The 21,617-nt window shown below is 63.1% G+C and carries 26 protein-coding genes and 3 pseudogenes; 15 read left to right on the top strand and 14 right to left on the bottom strand.

Going from position 1 to position 21,617, the window contains the following annotated elements:
* Positions 1 to 29 precede the first annotated feature (29 nt).
* The 7 genes and pseudogenes from ybiB to BIO17B3_RS19460 all read left to right on the top strand — a co-directional run.
* Positions 30 to 1,100: a DNA-binding protein YbiB gene (gene ybiB / locus BIO17B3_RS08580; RefSeq protein ID WP_156053756.1), complete on the top strand. Its 1,071-nt coding sequence runs from the start codon at positions 30 to 32 to the stop codon at positions 1,098 to 1,100.
* The gene (cobA, locus tag BIO17B3_RS08575; protein ID WP_156053755.1) at positions 1,084 to 1,908 is read left to right on the top strand and encodes a uroporphyrinogen-III C-methyltransferase; all 825 of its coding nucleotides are present in this window, start codon (positions 1,084 to 1,086) and stop codon (positions 1,906 to 1,908) included. Before ybiB ends, cobA begins: the two co-directional genes overlap by 17 nt.
* Positions 1,909 to 2,039: 131 nt before the next feature.
* Positions 2,040 to 2,901, top strand: a pseudogene (locus BIO17B3_RS08570) (IS5-like element ISThsp21 family transposase).
* Positions 2,902 to 2,975: 74 nt separating this feature from the next.
* On the top strand, positions 2,976 to 3,320 hold the full coding sequence (locus BIO17B3_RS08565) for a hypothetical protein (protein WP_013107418.1): 345 nt from the start codon (positions 2,976 to 2,978) through the stop codon (positions 3,318 to 3,320).
* A 233-nt stretch (positions 3,321 to 3,553) separates the two neighbouring features.
* Entirely contained in the window at positions 3,554 to 4,657 is a 1,104-nt protein-coding gene (locus BIO17B3_RS08560; RefSeq protein ID WP_156053754.1) for a hypothetical protein, read from the top strand.
* Positions 4,654 to 4,830, top strand: a complete 177-nt coding sequence (locus tag BIO17B3_RS08555) for a hypothetical protein (protein WP_156053753.1) — start codon at positions 4,654 to 4,656, stop codon at positions 4,828 to 4,830. The genes BIO17B3_RS08560 and BIO17B3_RS08555 overlap by 4 nt, the downstream gene beginning before the upstream one ends.
* 158 nt (positions 4,831 to 4,988) lie before the next feature.
* A pseudogene (locus BIO17B3_RS19460) lies at positions 4,989 to 5,136 on the top strand (IS5/IS1182 family transposase); the annotation flags it as partial.
* Between the two features lie 72 nt (positions 5,137 to 5,208).
* On the opposite strand, the gene BIO17B3_RS08550 reads toward BIO17B3_RS19460, so the two are convergent.
* The 8 genes from BIO17B3_RS08550 to urtA form a co-directional block, all read right to left on the bottom strand.
* Positions 5,209 to 5,550 carry a type II toxin-antitoxin system RelE/ParE family toxin gene (locus BIO17B3_RS08550; RefSeq protein WP_156053752.1) on the bottom strand — a complete coding sequence of 114 codons (342 nt, stop codon included), beginning with the start codon at positions 5,548 to 5,550 and terminating at the stop codon, positions 5,209 to 5,211.
* Between the two features lie 5 nt (positions 5,551 to 5,555).
* Positions 5,556 to 5,825 (bottom strand): type II toxin-antitoxin system Phd/YefM family antitoxin, encoded by a 270-nt coding sequence (locus BIO17B3_RS08545; protein ID WP_013107415.1) that lies wholly within the window; start codon positions 5,823 to 5,825, stop codon positions 5,556 to 5,558.
* Between the two features lie 197 nt (positions 5,826 to 6,022).
* Positions 6,023 to 6,859 carry an urease accessory protein UreD gene (locus tag BIO17B3_RS08540; RefSeq protein WP_013107414.1) on the bottom strand — a complete coding sequence of 279 codons (837 nt, stop codon included), beginning with the start codon at positions 6,857 to 6,859 and terminating at the stop codon, positions 6,023 to 6,025.
* Positions 6,860 to 7,165: 306 nt separating this feature from the next.
* Complete coding sequence (gene urtE, locus BIO17B3_RS08535) at positions 7,166 to 7,858, bottom strand: urea ABC transporter ATP-binding subunit UrtE (protein ID WP_156053751.1); 693 nt, start codon at positions 7,856 to 7,858, stop codon at positions 7,166 to 7,168.
* 27 nt (positions 7,859 to 7,885) lie between these two features.
* Positions 7,886 to 8,734: an urea ABC transporter ATP-binding protein UrtD gene (urtD, locus tag BIO17B3_RS08530; protein WP_156053750.1), complete on the bottom strand. Its 849-nt coding sequence runs from the start codon at positions 8,732 to 8,734 to the stop codon at positions 7,886 to 7,888.
* Complete coding sequence (gene urtC, locus BIO17B3_RS08525; protein ID WP_013107411.1) at positions 8,727 to 9,860, bottom strand: urea ABC transporter permease subunit UrtC; 1,134 nt, start codon at positions 9,858 to 9,860, stop codon at positions 8,727 to 8,729. Before urtC ends, urtD begins: the two co-directional genes overlap by 8 nt.
* Before the next feature lie 6 nt (positions 9,861 to 9,866).
* Positions 9,867 to 11,507, bottom strand: coding sequence for an urea ABC transporter permease subunit UrtB (gene urtB / locus BIO17B3_RS08520; protein WP_232054229.1), 1,641 nt, complete (start codon positions 11,505 to 11,507; stop codon positions 9,867 to 9,869).
* Between the two features lie 141 nt (positions 11,508 to 11,648).
* Positions 11,649 to 12,890 carry an urea ABC transporter substrate-binding protein gene (gene urtA, locus BIO17B3_RS08515; RefSeq protein WP_156053749.1) on the bottom strand — a complete coding sequence of 414 codons (1,242 nt, stop codon included), beginning with the start codon at positions 12,888 to 12,890 and terminating at the stop codon, positions 11,649 to 11,651.
* 344 nt (positions 12,891 to 13,234) lie between these two features.
* Here urtA and ureA point away from each other — a divergent pair, with 344 nt between their 5' ends.
* From ureA to BIO17B3_RS08495, 4 genes are read left to right on the top strand one after another with little or no spacing between them, the layout of a single operon-like run.
* Entirely contained in the window at positions 13,235 to 13,537 is a 303-nt protein-coding gene (ureA, locus tag BIO17B3_RS08510; protein WP_013107407.1) for an urease subunit gamma, read from the top strand.
* A 23-nt stretch (positions 13,538 to 13,560) separates the two neighbouring features.
* Positions 13,561 to 13,866 carry an urease subunit beta gene (locus tag BIO17B3_RS08505; protein ID WP_013107406.1) on the top strand — a complete coding sequence of 102 codons (306 nt, stop codon included), beginning with the start codon at positions 13,561 to 13,563 and terminating at the stop codon, positions 13,864 to 13,866.
* Positions 13,866 to 15,605 carry an urease subunit alpha gene (gene ureC / locus BIO17B3_RS08500; RefSeq protein WP_156053748.1) on the top strand — a complete coding sequence of 580 codons (1,740 nt, stop codon included), beginning with the start codon at positions 13,866 to 13,868 and terminating at the stop codon, positions 15,603 to 15,605. Before BIO17B3_RS08505 ends, ureC begins: the two co-directional genes overlap by 1 nt.
* A 23-nt stretch (positions 15,606 to 15,628) precedes the next feature.
* Entirely contained in the window at positions 15,629 to 16,261 is a 633-nt protein-coding gene (locus BIO17B3_RS08495) for a LysE family translocator (protein ID WP_156053747.1), read from the top strand.
* A gap of 94 nt (positions 16,262 to 16,355) precedes the next feature.
* On the opposite strand, the gene BIO17B3_RS08490 is transcribed toward BIO17B3_RS08495, so the two are convergent.
* Complete coding sequence (locus BIO17B3_RS08490) at positions 16,356 to 16,739, bottom strand: type II toxin-antitoxin system death-on-curing family toxin (RefSeq protein ID WP_156053746.1); 384 nt, start codon at positions 16,737 to 16,739, stop codon at positions 16,356 to 16,358.
* On the bottom strand, positions 16,736 to 16,960 hold the full coding sequence (locus BIO17B3_RS08485) for an AbrB/MazE/SpoVT family DNA-binding domain-containing protein (protein ID WP_156053745.1): 225 nt from the start codon (positions 16,958 to 16,960) through the stop codon (positions 16,736 to 16,738). The genes BIO17B3_RS08490 and BIO17B3_RS08485 overlap by 4 nt, the downstream gene beginning before the upstream one ends.
* 101 nt (positions 16,961 to 17,061) lie before the next feature.
* On the opposite strand from BIO17B3_RS08485, the gene ureE reads away from it, so the two are divergent.
* Genes ureE through BIO17B3_RS08465 form a run of 4 tightly spaced genes read left to right on the top strand, consistent with a single transcriptional unit; the run spans position 17,062 to position 19,989 of the window.
* Positions 17,062 to 17,586: an urease accessory protein UreE gene (ureE, locus tag BIO17B3_RS08480; protein ID WP_156053744.1), complete on the top strand. Its 525-nt coding sequence runs from the start codon at positions 17,062 to 17,064 to the stop codon at positions 17,584 to 17,586.
* Positions 17,576 to 18,280 (top strand): urease accessory protein UreF, encoded by a 705-nt coding sequence (locus tag BIO17B3_RS08475; protein ID WP_156055253.1) that lies wholly within the window; start codon positions 17,576 to 17,578, stop codon positions 18,278 to 18,280. Before ureE ends, BIO17B3_RS08475 begins: the two co-directional genes overlap by 11 nt.
* Positions 18,277 to 18,954, top strand: coding sequence for an urease accessory protein UreG (gene ureG, locus BIO17B3_RS08470; RefSeq protein ID WP_156053743.1), 678 nt, complete (start codon positions 18,277 to 18,279; stop codon positions 18,952 to 18,954). The genes BIO17B3_RS08475 and ureG overlap by 4 nt, the downstream gene beginning before the upstream one ends.
* Before the next feature lie 18 nt (positions 18,955 to 18,972).
* The gene (locus BIO17B3_RS08465) at positions 18,973 to 19,989 is read left to right on the top strand and encodes a HoxN/HupN/NixA family nickel/cobalt transporter (protein WP_156053742.1); all 1,017 of its coding nucleotides are present in this window, start codon (positions 18,973 to 18,975) and stop codon (positions 19,987 to 19,989) included.
* A gap of 28 nt (positions 19,990 to 20,017) precedes the next feature.
* On the opposite strand, the pseudogene BIO17B3_RS19455 reads toward BIO17B3_RS08465, so the two are convergent.
* From BIO17B3_RS19455 to BIO17B3_RS08450, 4 genes and pseudogenes are all read right to left on the bottom strand, one after another.
* Positions 20,018 to 20,431: pseudogene (locus tag BIO17B3_RS19455) on the bottom strand (hypothetical protein); the annotation flags it as partial.
* A 33-nt stretch (positions 20,432 to 20,464) separates the two neighbouring features.
* A complete protein-coding gene (locus BIO17B3_RS08460) occupies positions 20,465 to 20,779 on the bottom strand; it encodes a type II toxin-antitoxin system RelE/ParE family toxin (protein ID WP_156053697.1) in 315 nt (104 codons plus the stop codon).
* 4 nt (positions 20,780 to 20,783) lie between these two features.
* Positions 20,784 to 21,020, bottom strand: coding sequence for an addiction module antitoxin (locus BIO17B3_RS08455; protein WP_232054222.1), 237 nt, complete (start codon positions 21,018 to 21,020; stop codon positions 20,784 to 20,786).
* A 219-nt stretch (positions 21,021 to 21,239) separates the two neighbouring features.
* A partial coding sequence (locus BIO17B3_RS08450) for a type II toxin-antitoxin system VapC family toxin (protein WP_232054228.1) occupies positions 21,240 to 21,617 on the bottom strand: 378 nt, incomplete at its 5' end.

Below are 21,617 nucleotides of genomic sequence, written 5' to 3'. Positions count from 1 at the left end.
TGCAGTATCCATTTCAGGAGGTTCTCGCCATGTTCAACCCCGCTTCCCAGCTTCCCATAGCACTTGAGACCGGCCCGGGCCGATTCAATCCCGAGGCTTTGTCAATGCTTCGCACCATCGGTCGCGGCGCGGACGGCAGCCACAATCTGAGCCGCGAACAAGCCCGCGTTCTGATGGGCTGGCTGCTGCGGCGTGAAGTCTCTGACGCCCAGATTGGCGGCCTCCTGCTGGCCTTGCGCATGAAGGGCGAGAGCGCCGAAGAACTTGAAGGTTTCACCCGGGCCGTGCAGCAGACCATCGCCCCCATGGTGGTGCGCACCGCGCGTCCCGTCGTGGTCATTCCCAGCGCGAACGGCGCTCGCCGTTTGCCCAACCAGGTCCCCTTGCTCGCCGCACTCCTGCGCGAACAAGATTTTCCCGTTCTGGTGATTGACGCCCCCTCCACTGAGCACGGACGCCTGCCCACCGAACCCCTGTGGAAAGCGCTGGGTATGCATGTCGCCTCGGGTGTCGAGCAGGCGCAACAGTGGCTCGAACAAAACGAAGCCGTGCTGCTGCCGCTGAACACCCTCAGCCCAGAGCTGCACCGATTGCTGCAATGGCGCAACGTGCTCGGCGTGCGCAACGGCGGTCACTCCGTAGTCAAGATGCTCAATCCTTTGCAGTCACCCAGCCTGCTCGTGACGGCCTACACCCATCCGGAGTATGCGCAGCTAATGCAAGAGGTTTTGCTTGCCTTGCGGCAGCCCGCCTTGCTGCTTCGAGGCTGCGAGGGCGAGGCCGTGGGCCATCCCAACCGTGACACGGAGCGTCTGAGCCTGTATGCCGATGGCGCAGTGCAAAAGTGGCCTGCCGGTGCGCCGTTCACTCCTTGCCCGCATATGCCCGATGGACTCGATCTGAACGCCAGCGCGGACTGGACACATGCCGTGCTCGACGGCTATTTGCTGCCGCCTGAGCCCTTGGCGCGACAGATAGCCAGCATCCTCAACATGTGCGAGGCCATCATGGCCGACGCTAGCACGCGTGCCAACGCGTTAGCGATTGCCACTCCACTGACCTGCTCACGCGCGGAGGCCCCTCATGCTCAAGCCCGCTGACCCTTCTCGATTCACAGTCCACCTCGTCGGCGCAGGTCCGGGCGATCCGGAGTTGCTCACCCTCAAGGCAGCACGCGTGCTGCAGCAGGCCACAGTGGCCCTGGTCGACGATCTGGTCAATCCCGGCTGTCTGAAACATCTCGCGGCGGACTGCCGCATCGTTTCAGTAGGCAAGCGTGGCGGGTGTGCCAGCACACCGCAAAGCTTCATCGAACGGCTCATGGTGTATGAGGCCCTTCGTGGCGAGCGTGTCGTACGCCTCAAAGGAGGTGATCCACTGGTTTTTGGTCGGGCAGGAGAAGAAATTGCAGCCTTGCACGCAGTCGGTCTCCAAGTTGAGGTCGTTCCTGGCATCACGGCCGGCGTGGCGGCAGCAGCGGCAGCGCGCACATCCCTTACCCATCGACACCATGCACCGGGTGTGGCATTCATCACCGGCCACCGTCAACCGGATGGCAGCCCACTGCGCTGGGCGGCACTTGCCCAATCAGGTCTGACCCTAGCCATCTACATGGGAGTCGCCGAAGCCTCATCCATCGAAGCGGGACTGCTGCAGGGGGGGCTTCCACCCGAAACACCTGCGATGCTGGTTCATGCTGTCAGTTGCACAGAGGAGCGCCTCGTCGCTACCCGTCTAGCCGACCTCTGCAACACCATTCAAACCAAGGAAGTAGGCTCCCCCTGCGTGATGCTCATTGGGCAAGCCATGCGGGAAGCTGTGCAGCTATTGCACACGCCCAAAAACTCGTCCTGGTCTGAGAATGCCGTGCATGCTGAAGAACATGTGCGTCAACATGTGGCCGCTTGAACGTAAGGCAGAACCAGCAACGGGCCAATGCTATTTGGGAATTAACCTTACCCCTGTTCGACTTAGAACTTATCCGTAAATAGATAAAATGGCACTCCGAGTCGCGAGATTCGCGGCGTCGGAGCAATGCATTGGCCAAGCGAGCGGAGTCGTGGGTCGTGACGGATGCATTCTGGCAACGGGCGGAGCCTTTGGTTCCACAGCGGGTCGCGCCGGTCGACAGGGTGTATTAGCGCAGGCCCGGGGCGGGGCGACCGCCGAAGCCAGCGCGGCAGGTGTTTGAGGCGATTGTGTACGTGCTGCGCACGGGCTGTCAGTGGAAGGCGTTGCCCAAGGAGCGATTTGGCAGTGCCAGCGCCGTGCACAAGCGCTTCCTGGAGTGGGAAAAGGCAGGTTTCTTCGAGGCGCTGTGGAAGGCCGGCTTGGCCGAGTACGACGACATGCAAGGCATTGCGTGGCGATGGCAGAGCGTGGACGGCGCGATGACGCGTGCGCCGCTGGCACAGCAATCCGTCGGGCCAAACCCGACGGATCGGGGGAAAAAATGGGAGCAAGCGTCACCTGCTGGTGGACGGCCGTGGCGTCCCGTTGTTGCTCATCGTGACCGGGGCGAACGTCAATGACTGCAAGCGCCTGGACGAGGTGCTGAGCGCGATCATGGTCAAGCGCGAGAGCCCACCGTCGCGGCGCCACATGCACCTGTGCGCAGACGCCGGCTATCGCGGTGCCGACAACGCTCGCACCATCGAAAAGCATGACAACATCGCCCACGTCGTCAGCCGCCGCAAAGAGGCAGACATCAAGCGGCGTGACCCGACGAAGAAGGCGCGACGTTGGGTCGTCGAGGTCTGCCATAGCTGGTTCAACCGGTTGCGCAAGCTGCTGGTGCGTTACGAGAAGCTCGAGCGCAGTTTCGTCGCGCTCAACCACCTCGCCGCAGCGATCATTGCGTTCCGGAAGGTGCCGCTCCAGGTCAATATTATTTACGGATAGATTCTTAGGAAAGATCTGCACAACCCACTGCGAAACGCGGGTTGATGTGCGTCTGTTCACACTACGTGCTTGTCATGTCCACGCACAGCTTCGCGCTAGTGCTTGCGGCGGTTGCACTAGCGCACACCTGTTCGAGCATGGTGTTCAACATCGCTTACACCGCGCGGCTTCGCCGATTCAGCCCCGAGGAGACCGCGGCGATCAGTGTGAGGGGCGCGCAGTTGGTGCTGCTCGTGCAGTCCACCCTGGCGCTGGGTGCAGGGTGGCTGGCCGAACGGCTTGCCTTGCGAGAAGCACTGCTGGTTCTGGTGCTGCCGGGTCTGGCCTTGGCGTCATTCGGGCTACTCACTTTCCTGCGGGCAGACGACGACTCCGCACAGCCGCCGCAACCTATTCAGGCCGAAGCCGGAGCGGTTTGAAGTGTTCGTGCCGAAGGAAAATTGCCCCACTTCTGAAAGTTATGCGGGGTTGGCGGCTCTGGCCATTCCATCGTTCGACCCATGCGCATCGGTTCATGCAGGCCATCGGGTAGTATCAGGCCGCTTTGTCCGCCGCCTTGCTCGGTTCGCCGCAAGCGTCGACAACGCTCTGGATAAGTCGCCCACCGCCTTGAACGACCGCCGACGCCACCCAGCCATAATCGATTGTTCCCATGTCCGTCCCCGCGATCACCCTGCAGCCCCTTGTTTCTGGCAAGCCGCTGAGCAAACAGCAAAAGGCTTTCAACACCCTGGTCGGCAAGATTCACCGCGCCCGCAATCGTCTTCAGCAATGGCACGATGCGATGCAGCGTGCGGCCCAGGCACAGGCTGCGCAGATCGACCCCAAGATGCGCAATCTCAACGCGATGCGCAAAGAACTCTTGCTGGCCCTGGACGTCATGCAAGCTGATCCCTGGTACAACAAAACTGACCACAAGCGCCTGCGCGCCATGATCGAGGTACTTGCGCATGCCTGCCTGAGCATTCAGCACGACGCGGATATCGAGGCGATCCTGAACCGGCAGCGTGCACCGGCGCGTGAGGAACGCGAATCTGGGATGGGTGACCTGTTTGGCTTCGACGAGTTCAGTCAAGCTGAAGCTCAGGATGCCGACGCGCCTGAGGTCGATGGCTTCGATGCGGAGGCTGACGACAGCGCCGGATTTCACCGACGGCATCAGATCGACGTGGAGAAGCGGCCGCGAGACGCCCAAACCCCGTCCCTGCGCATCATCTACCGAAAACTCGCCAGCGCGCTGCATCCTGACCGCGAGTCTGACCCCGAAGAGCGTGCGCGCAAGACCGCCCTGCTGCAGCGCGCCAATCAGTCCTACAAAAACGGCGATCTCCTTGCCTTGCTCGGCCTGCAACTTGAAATCGCCATGGTCGACGCCGCCCACCTTTCGTCTCTGGCCGACGCGCAGGTCAAGGACTATGTCCGGGCGCTCAAAGCCCAGCTTGCCGACCTGGAGGATGAGATCACCCTGATCGAGCAGGATCTGCGGATCAACATGCCCTTCGCCGCATCCGCTGGAAAGCTTGATCCCCGCGCGATCGACACTCTGATCGAACAGGAACTCGACGCCCTGGAGATGGTCGAGGGCGAACTGAAATCGGTGCTTTCGCGCAAAGCCGAGGTGCGCTTCATGAAATCCTGGCTGCGTGAGCAAGAGCGTTCCAGCCAAGCACTGGCCGAGGAGAGCTGGGATGAGGCATTGGCTGCGCTCGAAGACTTCCTCGCCCAGGAGCTGAGTCCCCGCCGCCGACGTCGATGAACACCCCTGCGCAAGCTGAACGGGTGCCTGGGGCCTTTGAACGCTTCACCTTTTACGGCGAGCTGCGCAGAGGAAGATACTGCCATCGTCGTGAGACGGCGGTGAAACAGGCATCAACGAACAGGAAGTCCGCTTCGATCATGGGCGCTGTGGATCTGGTGGGCAGCCGTTGACCGGGGCGCGGACGGCAGGCAGTCCACGAGAGCGCGACAGCGGAGGCGACCGTCCAAATCCCCGGCGACTCACAGCGTCATTGCCGTCTTTGGCCCACTCTTCACCAGAATGGACACGGTCATGACATTGGCTGCCGCCTCCAAAGCGGCTAACAGGCCAGTTGGCGGACGATCAACTCACCCGCACCGTGGCGGCGTTGTTGTCGCAGGGTCTTTGGTCAGCATGACCGGGTGAACCACGACGGCATGCGCTTGCCCGCCCAAGCAGGTGCGAGCAGCTTAAGGCGGCAGCCCTCACTTCAACGCCAAAATTAGCGGAAATCCGCTTGGACTGGCCTGTCGAGCTTACGGGCGTCGGCTCGGTTTGCTATCTTCGGGTCAAGCGCCCAACAGGCGGCGAGCAAGCACGGTTTGCAGGTCACGGCGTCCGTCCGCTATCAAGTAAATGATGACTTGGCGGCCTGTGACACGATAGACCACGCGGTACGGCTTGAGAAAGGTCTGACGGTATTCCTTGATTCCAAGACCGAGTAGCTCTTTCGGATAGCTGCCGCGTTCGGGGAATCTCGACAGGCTCTGCACAACACCCATCAAGTCATCCAACACCTGATTGGCGTTGGCGACGCAATCCAGTACGGAGATGTAATCGAGGATGGCCTCCAAATCCTGTTCCGCGCCCTCAGTGAGCAGGACTTCAAACTGGGTCGGCGTGTCGGCCATCAGACTCAGGCGCGTTTGGCGCGAAGGCGGGAAACGACGTCAGCTACAGGTGTGACCTTGCCAGCAACGACATCCTGATTGCCAAGCGCCAGGATTTTTAACAGGGCCAGCGTTTCTTGCGTTTCTTCGAACGATGCGACGTCCTGCAGAACCGCCTTGGCCTCGCCGTTTTGGGTGATGACCATCGGTTCACGCTGCTGCGCGAGGCGCGTTAAAACCTCAGCCGCGTTGGCTTTGAGATAGCTGATGGGCTTGATTTGTGACGAGTAGCGCATGGCTATGCTCCAGACTTGGAAAAGACTTAATATAGTCTTTTTATGGTTCCATGGAGATGTGGATGCGTTAAGCGACAAACGATCCCGGTGTCCTTTTCCGCTGTGGTGATCCTAGGCCGGGGGGCGGGGCATTTCTCTTTCCCTACGTCCCATCCATGGCAAACGACCTGCGCGCGGCGCCAACCTTGAACGGGTTGTCAAGTCGACCAAACGCGCGGCGCGCAGTCTTCCACACCCCACCCCGTCTGCCGCCAAGCAGCCCACACCGCGCGGCACAGCGCCGCCACCGGCTCGATGCGATGCCCGAGCACCCGCAAGGCAACGATCTGCGCATGCGGTGCGGTAGCGCCAAAAAGTACGCTGGCCTGCTGCGCGTCATCGGCCGCCTGCCGCGCCACATCGAGCAGCGCCTCACGGCGTGGCGAGGCCAGCGGGCTGCCCGCGGCGAAGAACAGGGTGGCCAGCGCGGTATGGCCGCGCAAACCGCCCGGCCCATGCAGCAGCGCGTCGTCGTCACCCGCGATGCAACCGCGCTCCAACCAGATGCCGGGCAGCTCGATGTGCTGGGTGAAGCGGCCGGAGCGGAACGCGGCGTCTGCCGCAGGCAGACCAAGCGCGAGCAGATCCCAGGCCATCAGCTCGGCGCCCGGCGCGAGGTGAAAGCGGCTGCGGTTCTCGCCCAGGCAGTCGTTGTAGGCCAGGGTCTCAAGCGGCAGCCATTCCAGCCTTGCGCCCGGCGCCAGCCGGGCTTCCAGGGTCTGCCGCGCAGGCGCGCCGGTGCTGCGATAGAAACGTCCTGCCCCCGGCGTGGTGACCAACGCATGCGCGCCTTCTTGCACCGACAGGTCGATGTCCAGAATGTCGCCGCCCACCAACCCGCCCGGCGGGTGCACCAGCACCTGATGGCAGATTTGAGGGTCTTCGGGATAGTGGCTGGCCAGCGCGCGCAGGCCGCCCTCGTGTTGGTGGCGCAGCACCGTGCGCGCCGGTTCGGCGGAGAACCGCAATTGCAAGCGGGAGTGCCAAGGCGTCATGTATGAACAGGAGAAAGTCGAACAATATCGTCTAGCAGCATCACACAATGCAGATTGGCTTTGTAACAGAGACCCGATATGTCTTGGTCGGCCCTGCAAAATTCAAAGACCATTTCTCCTTCGCCCACTCGTTGAGGGCTGGAGAGAGTAGGCCGCGTTCAGGATGGTCTCGGTCAGACCGAGTGAGCTATGTGGACGTCTGCACCACGGTAATCCACACCCTTGTGCTGAAAGTGGACGCGAGCTGGACAGGCCAGCCCACAGCTCGGTCGATGCGCGTGTAGTGCGGTGGGCTGTCGCACACCCTCAAACCGCGATCAGATCACGGACACCGTCAACGTCCATATCGGCGCCCTGGCCGGACTTGATGATTTCGCCGCGCGACATGACGCAATAGGTGTCGGCCAGTGATTTGGCGAAGTCGTAGTACTGCTCGACGAGCAGAATGGCCATGTCACCGCGCTGGGCAAGCATGCGGATGACGCGCTCGATGTCCTTGATGATCGAGGGCTGGATGCCTTCGGTGGGTTCGTCGAGGATGAGAAGCTTGGGGCCTGCGGCCAGCGCCCGGGCGATGGCGAGCTGTTGTTGCTGGCCGCCGGAAAGGTCGCCGCCACGGCGGTGCAGCATCTGCTTGAGCACGGGGAACAGTTCGAACAGTTCTTGCGGCACGGTGGCGGCACCGGGCTTGTAGGCCAGGCCCATGTGCAGGTTTTCTTCGACGCTGAGGCGGGGGAAAATTTCTCGGCCCTGCGGCACATAGCCGATACCCAGCCGGGCGCGGGCGTCCGGGCGCAGGGGGTCGATGCGCGCGCCATCGAGGGTGATGCTGCCGCTCTTGATCGGCACCAACCCCATGAGAGATTTGAGCAGCGTGGTCTTGCCCACACCATTGCGGCCGAGCAGGGTGAGCACCTGGCCTTTTTCAAGGCGCAGGCTGACGTTGCGCAGGATGTGGCTGCCGCCGTAGTACTGGTTGACCGTGTCGATGTTGAGCATGGTGTGTGGCTGGTTCAGCGTCCAGATTCAGCGTCCAAGATAGACCTCGACCACGCGCTCATCGGCCTGCACCTGCTCCAGGCTGCCTTCGGCGAGCACGCTGCCTTCGTGCAGCACGGTGACTTTGTGGGCGATCTTGCGCACGAACTCCATGTCGTGCTCCACCACCATGAGGGTGTGCTTACCCGCCAGTGAGATGAACAGTTCGGCGGTGCGGTCGGTCTCGAAGTCGGTCATGCCGGCCACGGGCTCGTCAAGCAGCAGCAGTTGCGGTTCAAGCATCAGCAGCATGCCGATTTCCAGCCATTGCTTTTGGCCGTGCGACAGGTCACCGGCGCGGCGTGCAGCCTGGTCGTGCAGGCGAATTTGTTCCAGCACTTCTTCCACCCGCTGGCGCTGCGCCGCGCTCAGGCGGAAGAACAGGGTGTTGCGCGCGCGCTTGTCCGACTTGAGGGCCAGCTCCAGGTTGTCCTGCACGCTGAGGTCTTCAAACACGGTGGGCTTCTGGAACTTGCGGCCTACCCCGGCGGCCACCACCTCGGCCTCGCGCAGCTTGAGCAGGTCGATGGTCTGGCCGAAAAAGGCGGTGCCCGAGTCGGGCCGCGTCTTGCCGGTGATGACGTCCATCATGGTGGTCTTGCCCGCGCCATTGGGTCCGATGATGCAGCGCAGCTCGCCCACGTCGAGCGAGAGGCTGAGTTTGTTGAGGGCGCGAAAGCCGTCGAAGCTCACGCTGATGTCGTCGAGATAAAGGGCTACGCCGTGGCTCAGATCCACGCCGGGCTGCATGACGTGGCCGTAGCCCGCGGTGGCATCACCGCTGAGTTCGGGCTGCGGCTCCTGGTACACGATCTCCCGCCAGTCAAGATTAGCCACGGCGCGCCCTCCACTGCTTGAGCAGGCCGACGATGCCATATGGCGCATACAGCGTGACCACGATGAACAGCCCGCCCAGCACATACAGCCAGACTTGCGGCATGGCCACGGTCAGCCAGCTCTTGGCAACGTTCACGAGCACTGCGCCGACGATGGGGCCGATGAGCGTGCCGCGCCCGCCGATGGCCGTCCAGATGGCGATCTCGATCGAGTTGGAGGTGGACATTTCGCTGGGGTTGATGATGCCCACCTGCGGCGCATACAGCGCGCCCGCAATGCCGCACATCATGGCCGAAATCGTCCACACTCCGAGCTTGAACCACAGCGGGTTGTAGCCGCAGAACATCACGCGACTCTCCGCATCGCGCACGGCGGTGAGCACGCGGCCGAACTTGCTGCGCACCAGCCAGCGCGAAAAGAGAAACATCAACACCAGGGTGAGGCTGCTGGCGACGAACAGCGACACCGTCATGCCCGCCGTGCCCATGGGAAAGCCCAGCAGCACCTTGAAGTCGGTGAGGCCGTTATTGCCGCCGAAGCCGGTTTCGTTGCGGAAGAACAGCAGCATGGCCGCATAGGTGAGCGCCTGGGTGATGATGGAGAAATACACCCCCTTGATGCGCGAGCGGAAGGCGAAGAAGCCGAATATGAAGGCCAGCAGGCCAGGAGCTGCCACCGCGAGAAACAGCGCCCAGGCGAAATGTTCGGTGCCCACCCAGTACCAGGGGAAATGCGTCCACTGCATGAACTGCATGAAGTCGGGCAGATTGCCGCTGGCCGCATTCATCGCCCGGTTAAGGTACATGCCCATGGCATAGCCGCCCAGAGCGAAGAACAGGCCGTGGCCCAGCGACAGAATGCCGGCGTAGCCCCAGACCAGATCCATCGCCAGCGCCACCATGGCGTAGCAAAGAATCTTGCCCGACAGCCCGACCCAGTATTGCGATAGATGCAGGCTGCTGCCCTGCGGCAGAGCCAGCGCCAGCAGCGGCACCAGCACGGCGGCGATCAGCAGAAAGCCGATCAGCGCAGCCCAGCCCCACAGCGGCAGAAAGGCCGTGGGCGACTGCAGTTGCACCCGCGGCGGCGGCACCAGCGTGCCGGATTCGTTGAGGATGGCGGCCATTGGATATCAGCTTTCCACGCTGCGGCCCTTGAGGGCGAACATGCCCTGCGGGCGCTTCTGAATGAACAGGATGATGGCGACCAGCACCGCGATCTTCGCCAGCACCGCACCGGCCACGCCTTCGAGCAAGGTGTTGGCCACGCCCAGGCTCATGGCCGCAGCCACTGTGCCGGTGAGCTGGCCCACGCCGCCCAGCACCACCACCATGAAGCAGTCGACGATATAGCCCGTGCCCATCTCCGGGCTGACGTTGCCGATCTGGCTGAGCGCGCAGCCCGCCAGACCCGCGATGCCGGTGCCGAGGCCGAAGGCCAGCATGTCCACCCGCGCGATGCGCACCCCCACGCAGGAGGCCATGGGCCGGTTCTGCGTGACCGCGCGCACGAACAAGCCCAGGCGCGTGCGGCTGATGAGCAGCCACATGCCCAGCAGCACCACCACGGTGAAAGCGATGATCACCATGCGGTTGTAGGGCAGGATGAGATTGGCCATGATGTTGAAGCCGCCCGACATCCACGGCGGGTTGTCCACCTGCACGTTCTGCGGCCCGAACAGGCTGCGCACCGCCTGGATCAGCACTAGGCTGATGCCCCAGGTGGCCAGCAGGGTTTCGAGCGGCCGCCCGTACAGGCGGCGGATGATGGTGCGCTCGATGAGCATGCCAATGCCCCCCGCCACGACGAAGGAGAACGGCACCGCAGCGATCAGCGCGTAATGCACATAGCCCGGCAAATAGTGCTGGAACAGGCTCTGCATCACATAAGTGGCGTAGGCGCCGATCATGATGAACTCGCCCTGCGCCATATTGATCACGCCCATCAGGCCGTAGGTGACGGCCAGGCCCAGCGCGGCCAGCAGCAGGATGCTGCCCAGGCTGATGCCCGAGAACAGCGTGCCCAGCCGCTCGCCCCAGGCCAGGCGGCTGTCGATCTCGGAGAGGCTTTTTTCGATTTGCGAGCGAACCAGCGGAGACGATTCAATGTAGGCGCCGTCTTTCTTGTCTAACCGCGAGAGCAGCAGGGCGCGCACCGCGGGGTAGTTGCTGGCCGCCAGTTGTTTGGCCGCGGCCAGACGGTCGGCGGCGCTGGCGCTGGTGAGCAGAATGGCGGCGTGCAGCAGTTGCAGCCGCTGCACGATCTCCGGGTCTTTCTCGGTTTTCAGCGCCTGGTCCACCAGGCCGCGATCGACCGAGGTGGGATCGTCCTGCAGTTGCTGCACGGCCTTGAGCCGCTGTGCGCGCTGCGGCGAAAACAGATCGAGCGCGGCGCGGGCCGACTGCAGCTCCTTGCGCACATAGTTGTTGTTGACCACGCCCTGCGCGTTGTCGCTGGGGGTGACGGCTTTGCCGGTGGCCAGGTCGATCCATTCATTGCCTTTTTGCACCTGCACCATGTCGCCATCGATCTGCACGTCGCCGTTGAGCAGTTTGCGCAGGAAGTCGGCGAGTTGCGGATCGGGCTTGGCCACGGCCTTGTGCAGGGCGGCGATGCGGGCGTCGGTGTCGCCGCTGGAAATGGCCAGCGCTTCCTGCGGGGTCAGGGCATGGGCTGGTGGCGTCAGGCCGAGCAGTAAACCGAACAACACCAGGCCGAGCGCCATGCGCAGCCATGCGCCGGGTCGGTCCCACAAAGAGCGCGTAGAGGTCATGGTCGTGAAGTTGACAGAGAAGGATCGATGCGTTCAAAAGACTCCCCACCCCAACCCTCCCCGCGAGCGGAGAGGGAGTGATCGCCCCTTCCCCACGGCGTGGGGGAGGTTGGGAGGGGGAGTGTTTGCGTTGCCGAACGATCAGGCGTTTTTCGGTTTGGGGATGTAGGGACTCCAGGACTCGCCCGGAACCAGACCCTTGGACTTCCACACCACGTCGAACTGCGCCTTGTCGTTAATCTGGCCGATGAACACCGGCTTGCTCAGATACTGGTTCTCCAGCACTTCTACGGTATAGCCATCAGGGGCGGCGAACTTCTGACCGATCAGCGCCTTGCGCACTTCATCGGTCTTGGTGGACTTGGCCTTCTCGACGGCCTGCTTCCACAGATGGATGCCGATGTAGGAGGCTTCCATCGGGTCGTCGGTGACCGGATAGTCTTTCAGCTTTTCCTTTTTCACCCAGTCTTGCCACGACTTGACGAACTTGGCATTGCGCGGATTTTTCAGACTCTCGAAGTAGTTCCACGCGGTGAGCTGGCCGACCAGGGGCTTGATGTCCATGCCCGCAATTTCCTGCTCAGCGATGGAGAAGCCGACCACCGGAATGTCGGTGGCCTTGATGCCCTGGTTGCCCAGCTCCTTGTAGAACGGCACGTTGGAGTCGCCATTCACGGTGGAGATCACGCAGGTCGGACCGGCCGAGGCGAACTTCTTGATGTCGGCCACGATGTTCTGATAGTTGCTGAAGCCAAACGGCGTATAGACCTCGGCGATGTCCACATCCTTCACGCCCTTGGAATGCAGGAAGCCGCGCAGGATGGCGTTGGTCGTGCGGGGGTACACATAGTCGGTGCCCAGTAGGAAGAAGCGCTTGGCGCCGCCGCCGTCCTTGCTCATGAGGTATTCAGTGGCTGGAATGGCTTGCTGGTTGGGCGCAGCACCCGTGTAGACCACATGCTTGTTTTGCTCCTGGCCTTCAAACTGCACCGGGTAGAACAGCAGGCCGTTGAGCTCGTCGAGCACCGGCAGCACCGACTTGCGCGACACCGAGGTCCAGCAGCCGAAGATGGCCGCCACCTTGTCCTGGCTGATGAGCTGGCGCGCCTTCTCGGCGAACAGCGGCCAGTTCGAAGCGGGGTCGACCACCACGGGCTCGATCATGTGGCCGTCCACGCCGCCTGCGGCATTGATCTCGGCAATGGTCATCAGGTCCACGTCCTTCAACGCGGTTTCGGAAATGGCCATGGTGCCCGAGAGCGAATGCAGGATGCCGACCTTGATCGGCGCCTTGCTCGCAGCAATGGCGGGGAAAGACAGCGTGCTGGCCGCCGCTGCGGCAACTGCGCCGCCAACGGTCTTGAGTGCGGTACGACGATCCATGTTGGAAATTCCTCCAGAGGTTGTGGTGGGGTGCGACACGCTGTGTTGTGCAAGTCGCGTGCCACGGTTTTGTCTGCCCCCCTCAGCACGGGGTGACAGTTCGATGACACTTGGCCCGAACTTGCGCCGCGCGGGCCTGAACGCGCCCCACAATCTGTTTTGAGGCACCACCGCGCGCATCAGCTCGATCGTCTTTGGTGCGTTCGCACCAAACCGGGGCAAACGGAGACCCACACCGTTCCAGCAGGGGCGGCAGGTCTGCTTTTTGCTGCAGCACCGGCCTGCGCTTTCGATGTGGCCTCGCGTTAAGCTCACCTCACGATTCCCATTCCATCCGCCGCCCCATGGACCTCACCCCCCGCGAAAAAGACAAGCTGCTGATCTTCACCGCCGCGCTGCTGGCCGAGCGCCGCAAGGCGCGCGGACTCAAGCTCAACGTGCCCGAGGCCATTGCCTACATCACCGCCGCGGTGATGGAAGGCGCGCGCGACGGCCGCACCGTGGCCGAGCTGATGAGCTTTGGCCGCACCCTGCTCAGCCGCGACGAGGTGATGGACGGCGTGGCCGAACTCATCCCCGACATTCAGGTGGAAGCCACCTTCCCCGACGGCACCAAGCTCGTGACCGTGCACCAGCCCATTGCGTGAATCCCCCAATCTGGAGCGTTTCAATGATTCCTGGAGAAATCCTTTGTGCCGAGGGCGACCTCGCTCTCAACCCCGGCCGCGCCACCTTGAGCGTGGTGGTGGAAAACGCGGGCGACCGGCCCATTCAGGTCGGCTCGCACTATCACTTTGCGGAAACCAATCCGGCGCTGCGCTTTGACCGCGCAGCCGCGCGCGGCATGCGGCTGCACATCGCCAGCGGTACCGCGGTGCGCTTCGAGCCGGGGCAGCAACGCACGGTGGAGCTGGTGGCCTTCGCGGGCGAGCGCGTGGTCATCGGTTTCCGGCAAGACGTGATGGGAGCGCTGTGATGGCCACGATCTCACGCCGCGCCTATGCCGAGATGTTTGGCCCCACCACCGGCGACCGCGTGCGCCTGGCCGACACCGACCTGCTCATCGAAGTGGAAGACGACTACACCCTGCGCGCCGGAGGCTATGGCGAAGAAGTGAAGTTCGGCGGCGGCAAAACCATCCGCGACGGCATGGGCCAGAGCCAGCGCACCCGCGCCGAAGGGGCGATGGATCTGGTCATCACCAATGCGCTCATCCTCGACCACTGGGGCATCGTCAAGGCGGACGTCGGCATTCATGGCCAGCGCATCGCCGCCATCGGCAAGGCGGGCAATCCGGACGTGCAGCCGGGCGTGGACATCATCATCGGCCCGGGCACCGAAATCCTCGCGGGCGAAGGCATGATCCTCACCGCAGGCGGCATCGACAGCCATATCCACTTCATCTGCCCGCAGCAGATCGAAGAGGCGCTGATGAGCGGCGTCACCACCATGCTGGGCGGCGGCACCGGCCCGGCCACTGGCACCAACGCCACCACCTGCACGCCGGGGCCGGAAAACATCGCCCGCATGTTGCAGGCGGCCGATGCGTTCCCGATGAACCTCGGCTTTCTCGGCAAGGGCAACGCCAGCCAGCCCGCGGCGCTGCGCGAGCAGATCGAGGCCGGCGCCATCGGCCTGAAGCTGCACGAAGACTGGGGCACCACGCCGTCGGCGATCGACTGTTGCCTTTCGGTGGCAGAAGAGACCGATGTGCAGGTAGCCATCCACACCGACACGCTTAACGAGAGCGGTTTCGTCGAAGACACCATTGCCGCGTTCAAAGGCCGCACCATCCATACCTTTCATACCGAAGGCGCGGGCGGTGGCCATGCGCCCGACATCCTGCGCGTGCTGGGCGAAGCCAATGTGCTGCCGTCCTCCACCAATCCGACCCGGCCCTTTACCGTCAACACCATCGACGAGCACCTCGACATGCTCATGGTGTGCCACCACCTCGACGCGGGCATCGCCGAAGACCTGGCGTTCGCCGAGAGCCGCATCCGCCGCGAGACCATCGCCGCCGAAGACGTGCTGCACGATCTGGGCGCCATCAGCATCATGTCCAGCGACAGCCAGGCCATGGGCCGCGTGGGCGAAGTGGCGCTGCGCACTTGGCAGACCGCGCACAAGATGAAGGCGCAGCGCGGCTGGCTGGCGCCTCCGGCTTCGGGTGGCGCCCAGGGCAATGACCGCAACGATAACTTCCGCGCCAAGCGCTATATCGCCAAATACACCCTCAACCCCGCTTTGGCGCACGGCATCGCGCACGAAGTGGGCTCGGTGGAAGCGGGCAAATGGGCCGATCTGGTGCTATGGCGCCCGGCGTGGTTCGGTGTGAAGCCCAGCGTGATTCTCAAAGGTGGCTTCATCGCCGCCGCACTCATGGGCGACGCCAACGCCTCCATTCCCACGCCGCAGCCGGTGCACACCCGCCCCATGTTCGGCGCCTTCGGCGGCGCGCGCACCGCCACCTCGCTGACCTTTGTGTCCCAGGCCGCGCTGGACAACGACATCCGCCAGCGTCTGGGCTTGCACAAGTCGCTCGCCGCCGTGCGCGGCTGCCGCAGCGTGAAAAAGGCCCACATGGTGCACAACGCCTACACACCGAAGATGGACGTGGACGCACAGACCTACGAGGTCCGCGCCGACGGGCAACTGCTCACCTGCGAACCGGCGACCGTGTTGCCGATGGCTCAGCGCTATTATTTGTTTTGACTGCCAAAACCACGGAGACAGGAATGCCAACCTTGACGCACCTCGCCACATTTGCTGTGGTATCGCTCGGTATGGTTCTCACCCCAGGGCCGAACATGATTTATCTGCTGTCGCGTTCGATCTCCCAGGGCCGCAGCGCCGGACTCGTCTCACTGGGCGGAGTGGCTCTTGGTTTCGTGTTCTACATGCTGTGCGCAGCATTCGGCATTACGGCGCTCGTGCTGGCTGTGCCCTATGCGTATGACGCGCTGCGTTTCGGCGGTGCGCTGTATTTGCTTTATCTCGCCTGGCAGGCGGTCAAGCCTGGCGGCCAGTCGCCGTTTCAGGTTCGCGATCTGCCCCTGGACCGACCGCGCAAACTGTTCGCGATGGGCTTTGTCACCAATCTGCTGAACCCCAAGATTGCCGTCTTGTATCTGTCGCTCCTGCCGCAGTTCATCGACCCCGCGCACGGCTCCGTGCTCGGCCAGTCGTTGGCGCTGGGCATGACACAAATCGTGATCAGCCTTGCGGTGAACGCGCTGATTGTTCTCACGGCCGGTTCGATTGCCAGTTTTCTGGCGCAGCGGCCAATGTGGATCGCCGTGCAACGATGGCTGATGGGGACGGTGCTGGCCGCATTGGCCGTGCGCGTGGCCACTGAGGCGCGCCGGTAGGCTTGTTTGCGAACGCTGCGTCCACTGATCCTGATCCCATTGGTGCGTCATCTCCAGCTGCCGACATCCACATGGATGTGCTCAATCCCTTCGCCTAGCGCGGTTGCAAATGTGCACGTATCCACGCGGCAAACGCGTCTTCGCTCATCTCGCCAGAAGCGACGGCGAGCATGGTGAGCGTGGCGTCGGCTTGTGTCGTGGCGAGGCGCTGACCATTCAAGGCGAGAAACAAGCCCACTGCGAGAAAAGCCGCGCGCTTGTTGCCGTCGACAAAAGCATGATTTTTCGCCAGGCCCACCCCATATGCGGCGGCAAGCGCGGCCACATCCGGCTCGCCGTAGGCCACCAGATTCAAGGGCCGAGCCAGCGCCGATTCGAGCAGGCCTTCATCGCGCAGGCCGGGTGCGCCGCCGTGTTCGGCCAGGCTTTCGTCGTGCAACAGCAGCAGCGCACGCCGGTCGATGAAACGCCAGCTCATTTAGCGAGTTGGTGGAAAGTGTCGCGGTACTCGCGCATGAATTCGCGGCCCAGTTGCAGTTGCTCATCCAGCGCGGGGTCGTAAGGGGTGAGGGTGACGCCATTCGCCGCTTCGGTGACGAACACCGTGTCGCCCTTTTCCAGTTTGAGGCGGGCGAGGAGTTCCTTGGGCAGAATGACGCCAACGGAATTGCCGATCTGGGTGAGTTTGAGGGCGGACATGCTGTTCTCCTGACGACTGGTGCAGCCGGACAATGAAGTTATAACGGTTGTTATATTAGGCGGCAGCCCGAATTTCTGCAAACCTCTCCTTCCGAATCCTCATGCTCACCGTTAACAAACATCTTCCCGCCGCGCGCGGCTTGGCCGCTGCGCTGGTACAGCGCGCAGTCACGGTCAGCCTGGACTGGGACACGCGCAGCAAAAGCCGCTTTGACGCGCACGACAGCGCCGGTCGTCACCTCGCCGTGTTCCTGCCGCGCGGCACGGTGCTGCGCGGCGGCGACATGCTGGTGGCTGAAGACGGCTCAATGATCCGTGTGCAAGCCGCGCCGCAAACCGTGCTGCAAGTGCGCGCCTGCCCGGCGCATGGCACGGCCACCGATCTGCCGCGTGCTGCGTATCACCTGGGCAACCGGCATGTGCAGCTCGAAGTGCAGGCCGACTGTCTGCAATTCGAGCCCGACCCGGTGCTGGCCGACATGCTGCGCCGCATGCACCTGATCGTCACCGAAGTGCTCGCCCCGTTCGAGCCCGAGGCCGGGGCGTATGGCGAGGGCGGCGGGCATGGACAACATGGGCACGATCACGGACACGGCCACGATCACGATCATTCCCATGGGCATTGAGCCGCAAGCCATCCCCGCCCCACAACTCGCAATGATGTGGCTGTCCTCCCCCGCCTTGCCGGTGGGCGGGTTCAGCTATTCCGAAGGGCTGGAAGCGGCTGTGGACGCGGGCTTCGTCACCGACGAAGCGCAAACGCTCGCCTGGCTGCGCGGTCAGTTGCAGCTCACGCTTGCGCGCAGCGAACTGCCGGCTGCCTGCGCCGCGCATGCGGCCTGGTCTGCAGCAGACCTCGCAGCGCTGCGCGCCGTGCAGACCTGGGTGCTGGCCACGCGCGAAACCTTTGAGCTGCGCCAGCAAAGCCAGCAGATGGGCCGCTCCATGCTGGAGTGGCTGCGCAATCTGCGCCCAGACCATCCCGCGCTGCCGATTGCCGCCCAACTCGAACCCGCGCCCGCTTGGCCGCTGGCCTTTGCCTTGGGCGGCTTGGCGCTGGGGCTGGAAGCCGAACAAATGGCGCACGCCCTGGCCTTCTCCTGGCTGGAGAACCAGGTGCAGGCGGCGATGCGCGTGGTGCCGCTGGGGCAGAGCAGCGGGCAGCGCCTGCTGGCCGCGCTCCTGCCCGACATTCCCGCTTCGGTCGAGCAGGCACGAAACCTGCAAGACCGCATGGAGGACTGGCAGAGTTTTTCTCCGCTGCTGGCCATTCTCAGCAGCCGTCACGAAACACAATATTCCCGACTGTTCCGATCATGAACGCACACCCCTCCACCGCGGCCAACGCCTCGCCGCTGCATCACATTCCCCATCGCACCAAGCGCTTGCCGCCGCTGCGCGTGGGCATCGGCGGCCCGGTGGGATCGGGCAAGACCACTCTGCTTGAAATGCTGTGCAAGGCGATGCGCGCCCGCTACGACCTCGTCGTGGTGACCAACGACATCTACACCAAGGAAGACCAGCGCCTGCTCACCGTGGCGGGGGCGCTCGAACCTGAGCGCATTCTGGGCGTGGAGACCGGCGGCTGCCCGCACACCGCCATCCGCGAAGATGCCTCGATCAATCTCGAAGCGGTCGACCGCATGCTGGAGCAATTTCCGAATGCCGACATCGTGTTCATCGAAAGCGGCGGTGACAACCTGGCCGCCACCTTCAGCCCGGAACTCAGCGACCTGACGATCTACGTCATCGACGTGGCCGGCGGCGAAAAAATTCCGCGCAAAGGCGGCCCCGGCATCACCAAGAGCGACCTGTTTGTCATCAACAAAACCGACCTCGCTCCGCATGTGGGCGCCAACCTCGACGTGATGCGCGCCGACACCGATCGCATGCGCCCGAACAAACCCTACGCCATGACCAACCTCAAGACCTTGGACGGGCTGGACGTCGTGGTGCAGTTCATCGAAAACAAGGGCTTGCTGCGGGCAGGCTGACTCTTGCATCTTCCAGCCATGCAGACCTCCAACCGACCGGGCTTGGGCCGACTCGACCGACGCGCCCTCACCGCCACGGGCCTCACCCTGCTGGCGCTGCATGTCGCGGCGTGGGGTTGGCTGCTGGCGCTGCTGCCCGGCCATCCGGCGCTGCTGGGCATCGGTGCGCTGGCCTACTTTCTCGGTCTGCGCCACGCCTTCGATGCAGACCACATCGCCGCCATCGACAACGTCACCCGCAAGCTGCGCCAGGACGGCCAGCGCCCGGTGGCGGTGGGGCTGTTTTTCTCGCTCGGACATAGCGGCGTGGTCGTGCTGCTGTCAGTCGTCGTGGCGCTGCTGGCGCGCGATGCCCATACGCTGATCCAGTCTGCAGGGGTGGCCGGGGGGGTGATCGGCACGCTGGTCTCCGCCGGGTTCCTCACCCTGATCGGACTGGTGAATCTGGCCCTGTTCCGCCGTCTGCTGCGACTGCTGCTGGCCGCGCGTCGCGGCGAAGTCGTGAGTCAAGCCGCCGTGGAGGGTTTGCTCGCGCAGCGCGGCGGAATGAGCCGCCTGTTTCACGCGGTTTATGCCCGCATCCGCGCGAGTTGGCAGATGCTGCCGCTGGGTTTTCTGTTCGGCCTGGGCTTCGACACCGCGACCGAAGTAGCGGTGCTCGGGCTCTCTGCCGCATTCGCCCAGCACAGCCACTTTCCGGTGTGGGGCGTACTGGTGTTTCCCCTGCTGTTTGCCGCAGGTATGAGCCTGATGGACACCTTGGACGGCCTGGCCATGCTCAAGGTTTACGACTGGGCCATGCAGGACGCCGCTCGCAAACTGGGCTTCAACGTGGTCATCACCGGGCTGTCGGTATTGGTCGCGTTGGTCATCGGCGGGGTGGAGTGGCTGCAATGGTTCGGCGAGCATGCGGGCGCCTCCGGCGGCGTGTGGGCCACTGTGGGGTCGCTTGACTTCTCCACGCTCGGACTGGCCGTGGCGGCACTGCTGTTGGCGATCTGGGCGTTCGCCTGGCGGCACTATCGCACGCGCTAAAAAGGCGCCAGGACGAACGCATGGCCAGACCGTCCAGGGTATCCATCAGACTCATACCTGCGGCAAACAGCAGGGGAAACACCAGCACGCCCCACACCGGAAAATGGCTGTGCTGGGCAAACGCGGCAGACAGCCCGAGCACCGCTACTTCGGTCGCGGTGTCGAAGCCCAGGTCGAACAGAAAACCCAGCGGTAGCATCTGCCAGCTCGCACGGATGCGGGCATAAACCGCGTGAAACAGGCGGCTCATCCCGCCGCGACGCGCGGGCAGCAGTAGTCGCAGCAGACGGGGGACAGGGCCAGATTCACCAGCCCGATCACGGTGAGGAGCCCGGCAGAGACCAGCGTCTTGGCGCCGATGCTGATTTAAGCCACATACCGATAGGCAACTAAGCCGTGGCAAACGAGATGCACGCAGCGTCAAGTTTGAATTTCGGCACATTGTGGTGATGCTGATTTCTGTCGCCCAGTCCAACTACAAGCCGAAATCGTCTCGGAACCGGTCGATCTGGTGCATCCGCTCATGCAGGAGGGTCACGATGCCAATGTCCCCATTCGAGAGGCGGCGCCAATAGACAAAATGCCGTTCGTAGCGGAAAAAATAACCTTCAATGCCAAAGTCGGCGGGAATAGGCTTGGAATGGGTCTGGTGGGAATCGATGCCGTCGAAAGCCTCGAACAGCCCGTTGATGTAGCGGTCGGCTTGTTCCGTACCCCAGCGATCGCGCGTGTAGCGGTAGATCTCGTCGAGCCTCCAGGACGCCGCTTCCTGAAGCCGTATTTGGGCCACGCCGTCAGCCCCGGTTGCGCGCGATCACCTCGGCGGCAGATAGGGGGCGGTAAGAGTTCTCCGGGGCGGCGAAGGCATGGGCCAGCTCGGCCTTCAGCCGGTCAAAAGCCTCCTGCTCTTTTCGCGCTTTGTCACGGCGGATCAGGTCGCGCATGTATTCGCTGATGTTCTCATAATCACCTTGCTCGCCCACATTGGTGGCGACGAATTCACTGAGTGGCCCGCTGAGACGCACCGTCATGGTCGTGGTCGTTGTTCGGGACATGCTTGGCTCCTGTCATTTTTGGTGTATTCAATATAAATGAATATGAATACGGCGGCAAGAATGCCGCAAGCCACTCCTGGCCCCGCGCCGGTCGGTTGGAAGCGTCTGGTTATCAACGATCCGCCGAAGAAAGCAACAGCAGACCCAGCCGAGGTTCGGTGCCCTGCAGTGGAACGACAACACAAGTCTTCTGCGTCAGGCGGAAGTCGTCCAGTTCTCGACGACCAGCCCGGCATCGGCGTAAAGCGCAAAATCGGCGACGTTGTTGGTCACTAACGTGATCCCCAAGGAGATGGCATGAGCAGCGATCATCCGGTTGAGGCTGTTTTTTCTGGCTGGAAACTGCCGGGAGAGATTTCCAAAAAAAGCCGCCGCTTGCACGTCGAAATCATTGATGACCAAGCTGTTAGACAGCGCGGTCAACTCGGGCGGGCTGTTATGCACCTCCAAACCGCAACACAACTCAGCCCAAGTAATCGAGCTGACCCCAACCTCGCCGGGCTTGCAAGCCGAAAACCGTCGAATGACCGGCTCGGGCTGTTCCTTCATCAGATAAATACATATATTGGTGTC

The sequence above is a fragment of the Thiomonas sp. OC7 genome (genome assembly GCF_900634595.1).
GTDB classification, from domain to species: domain Bacteria; phylum Pseudomonadota; class Gammaproteobacteria; order Burkholderiales; family Burkholderiaceae_C; genus Thiomonas; species Thiomonas arsenitoxydans.
This window is presented reverse-complemented; position numbering and strand designations above follow the sequence as displayed.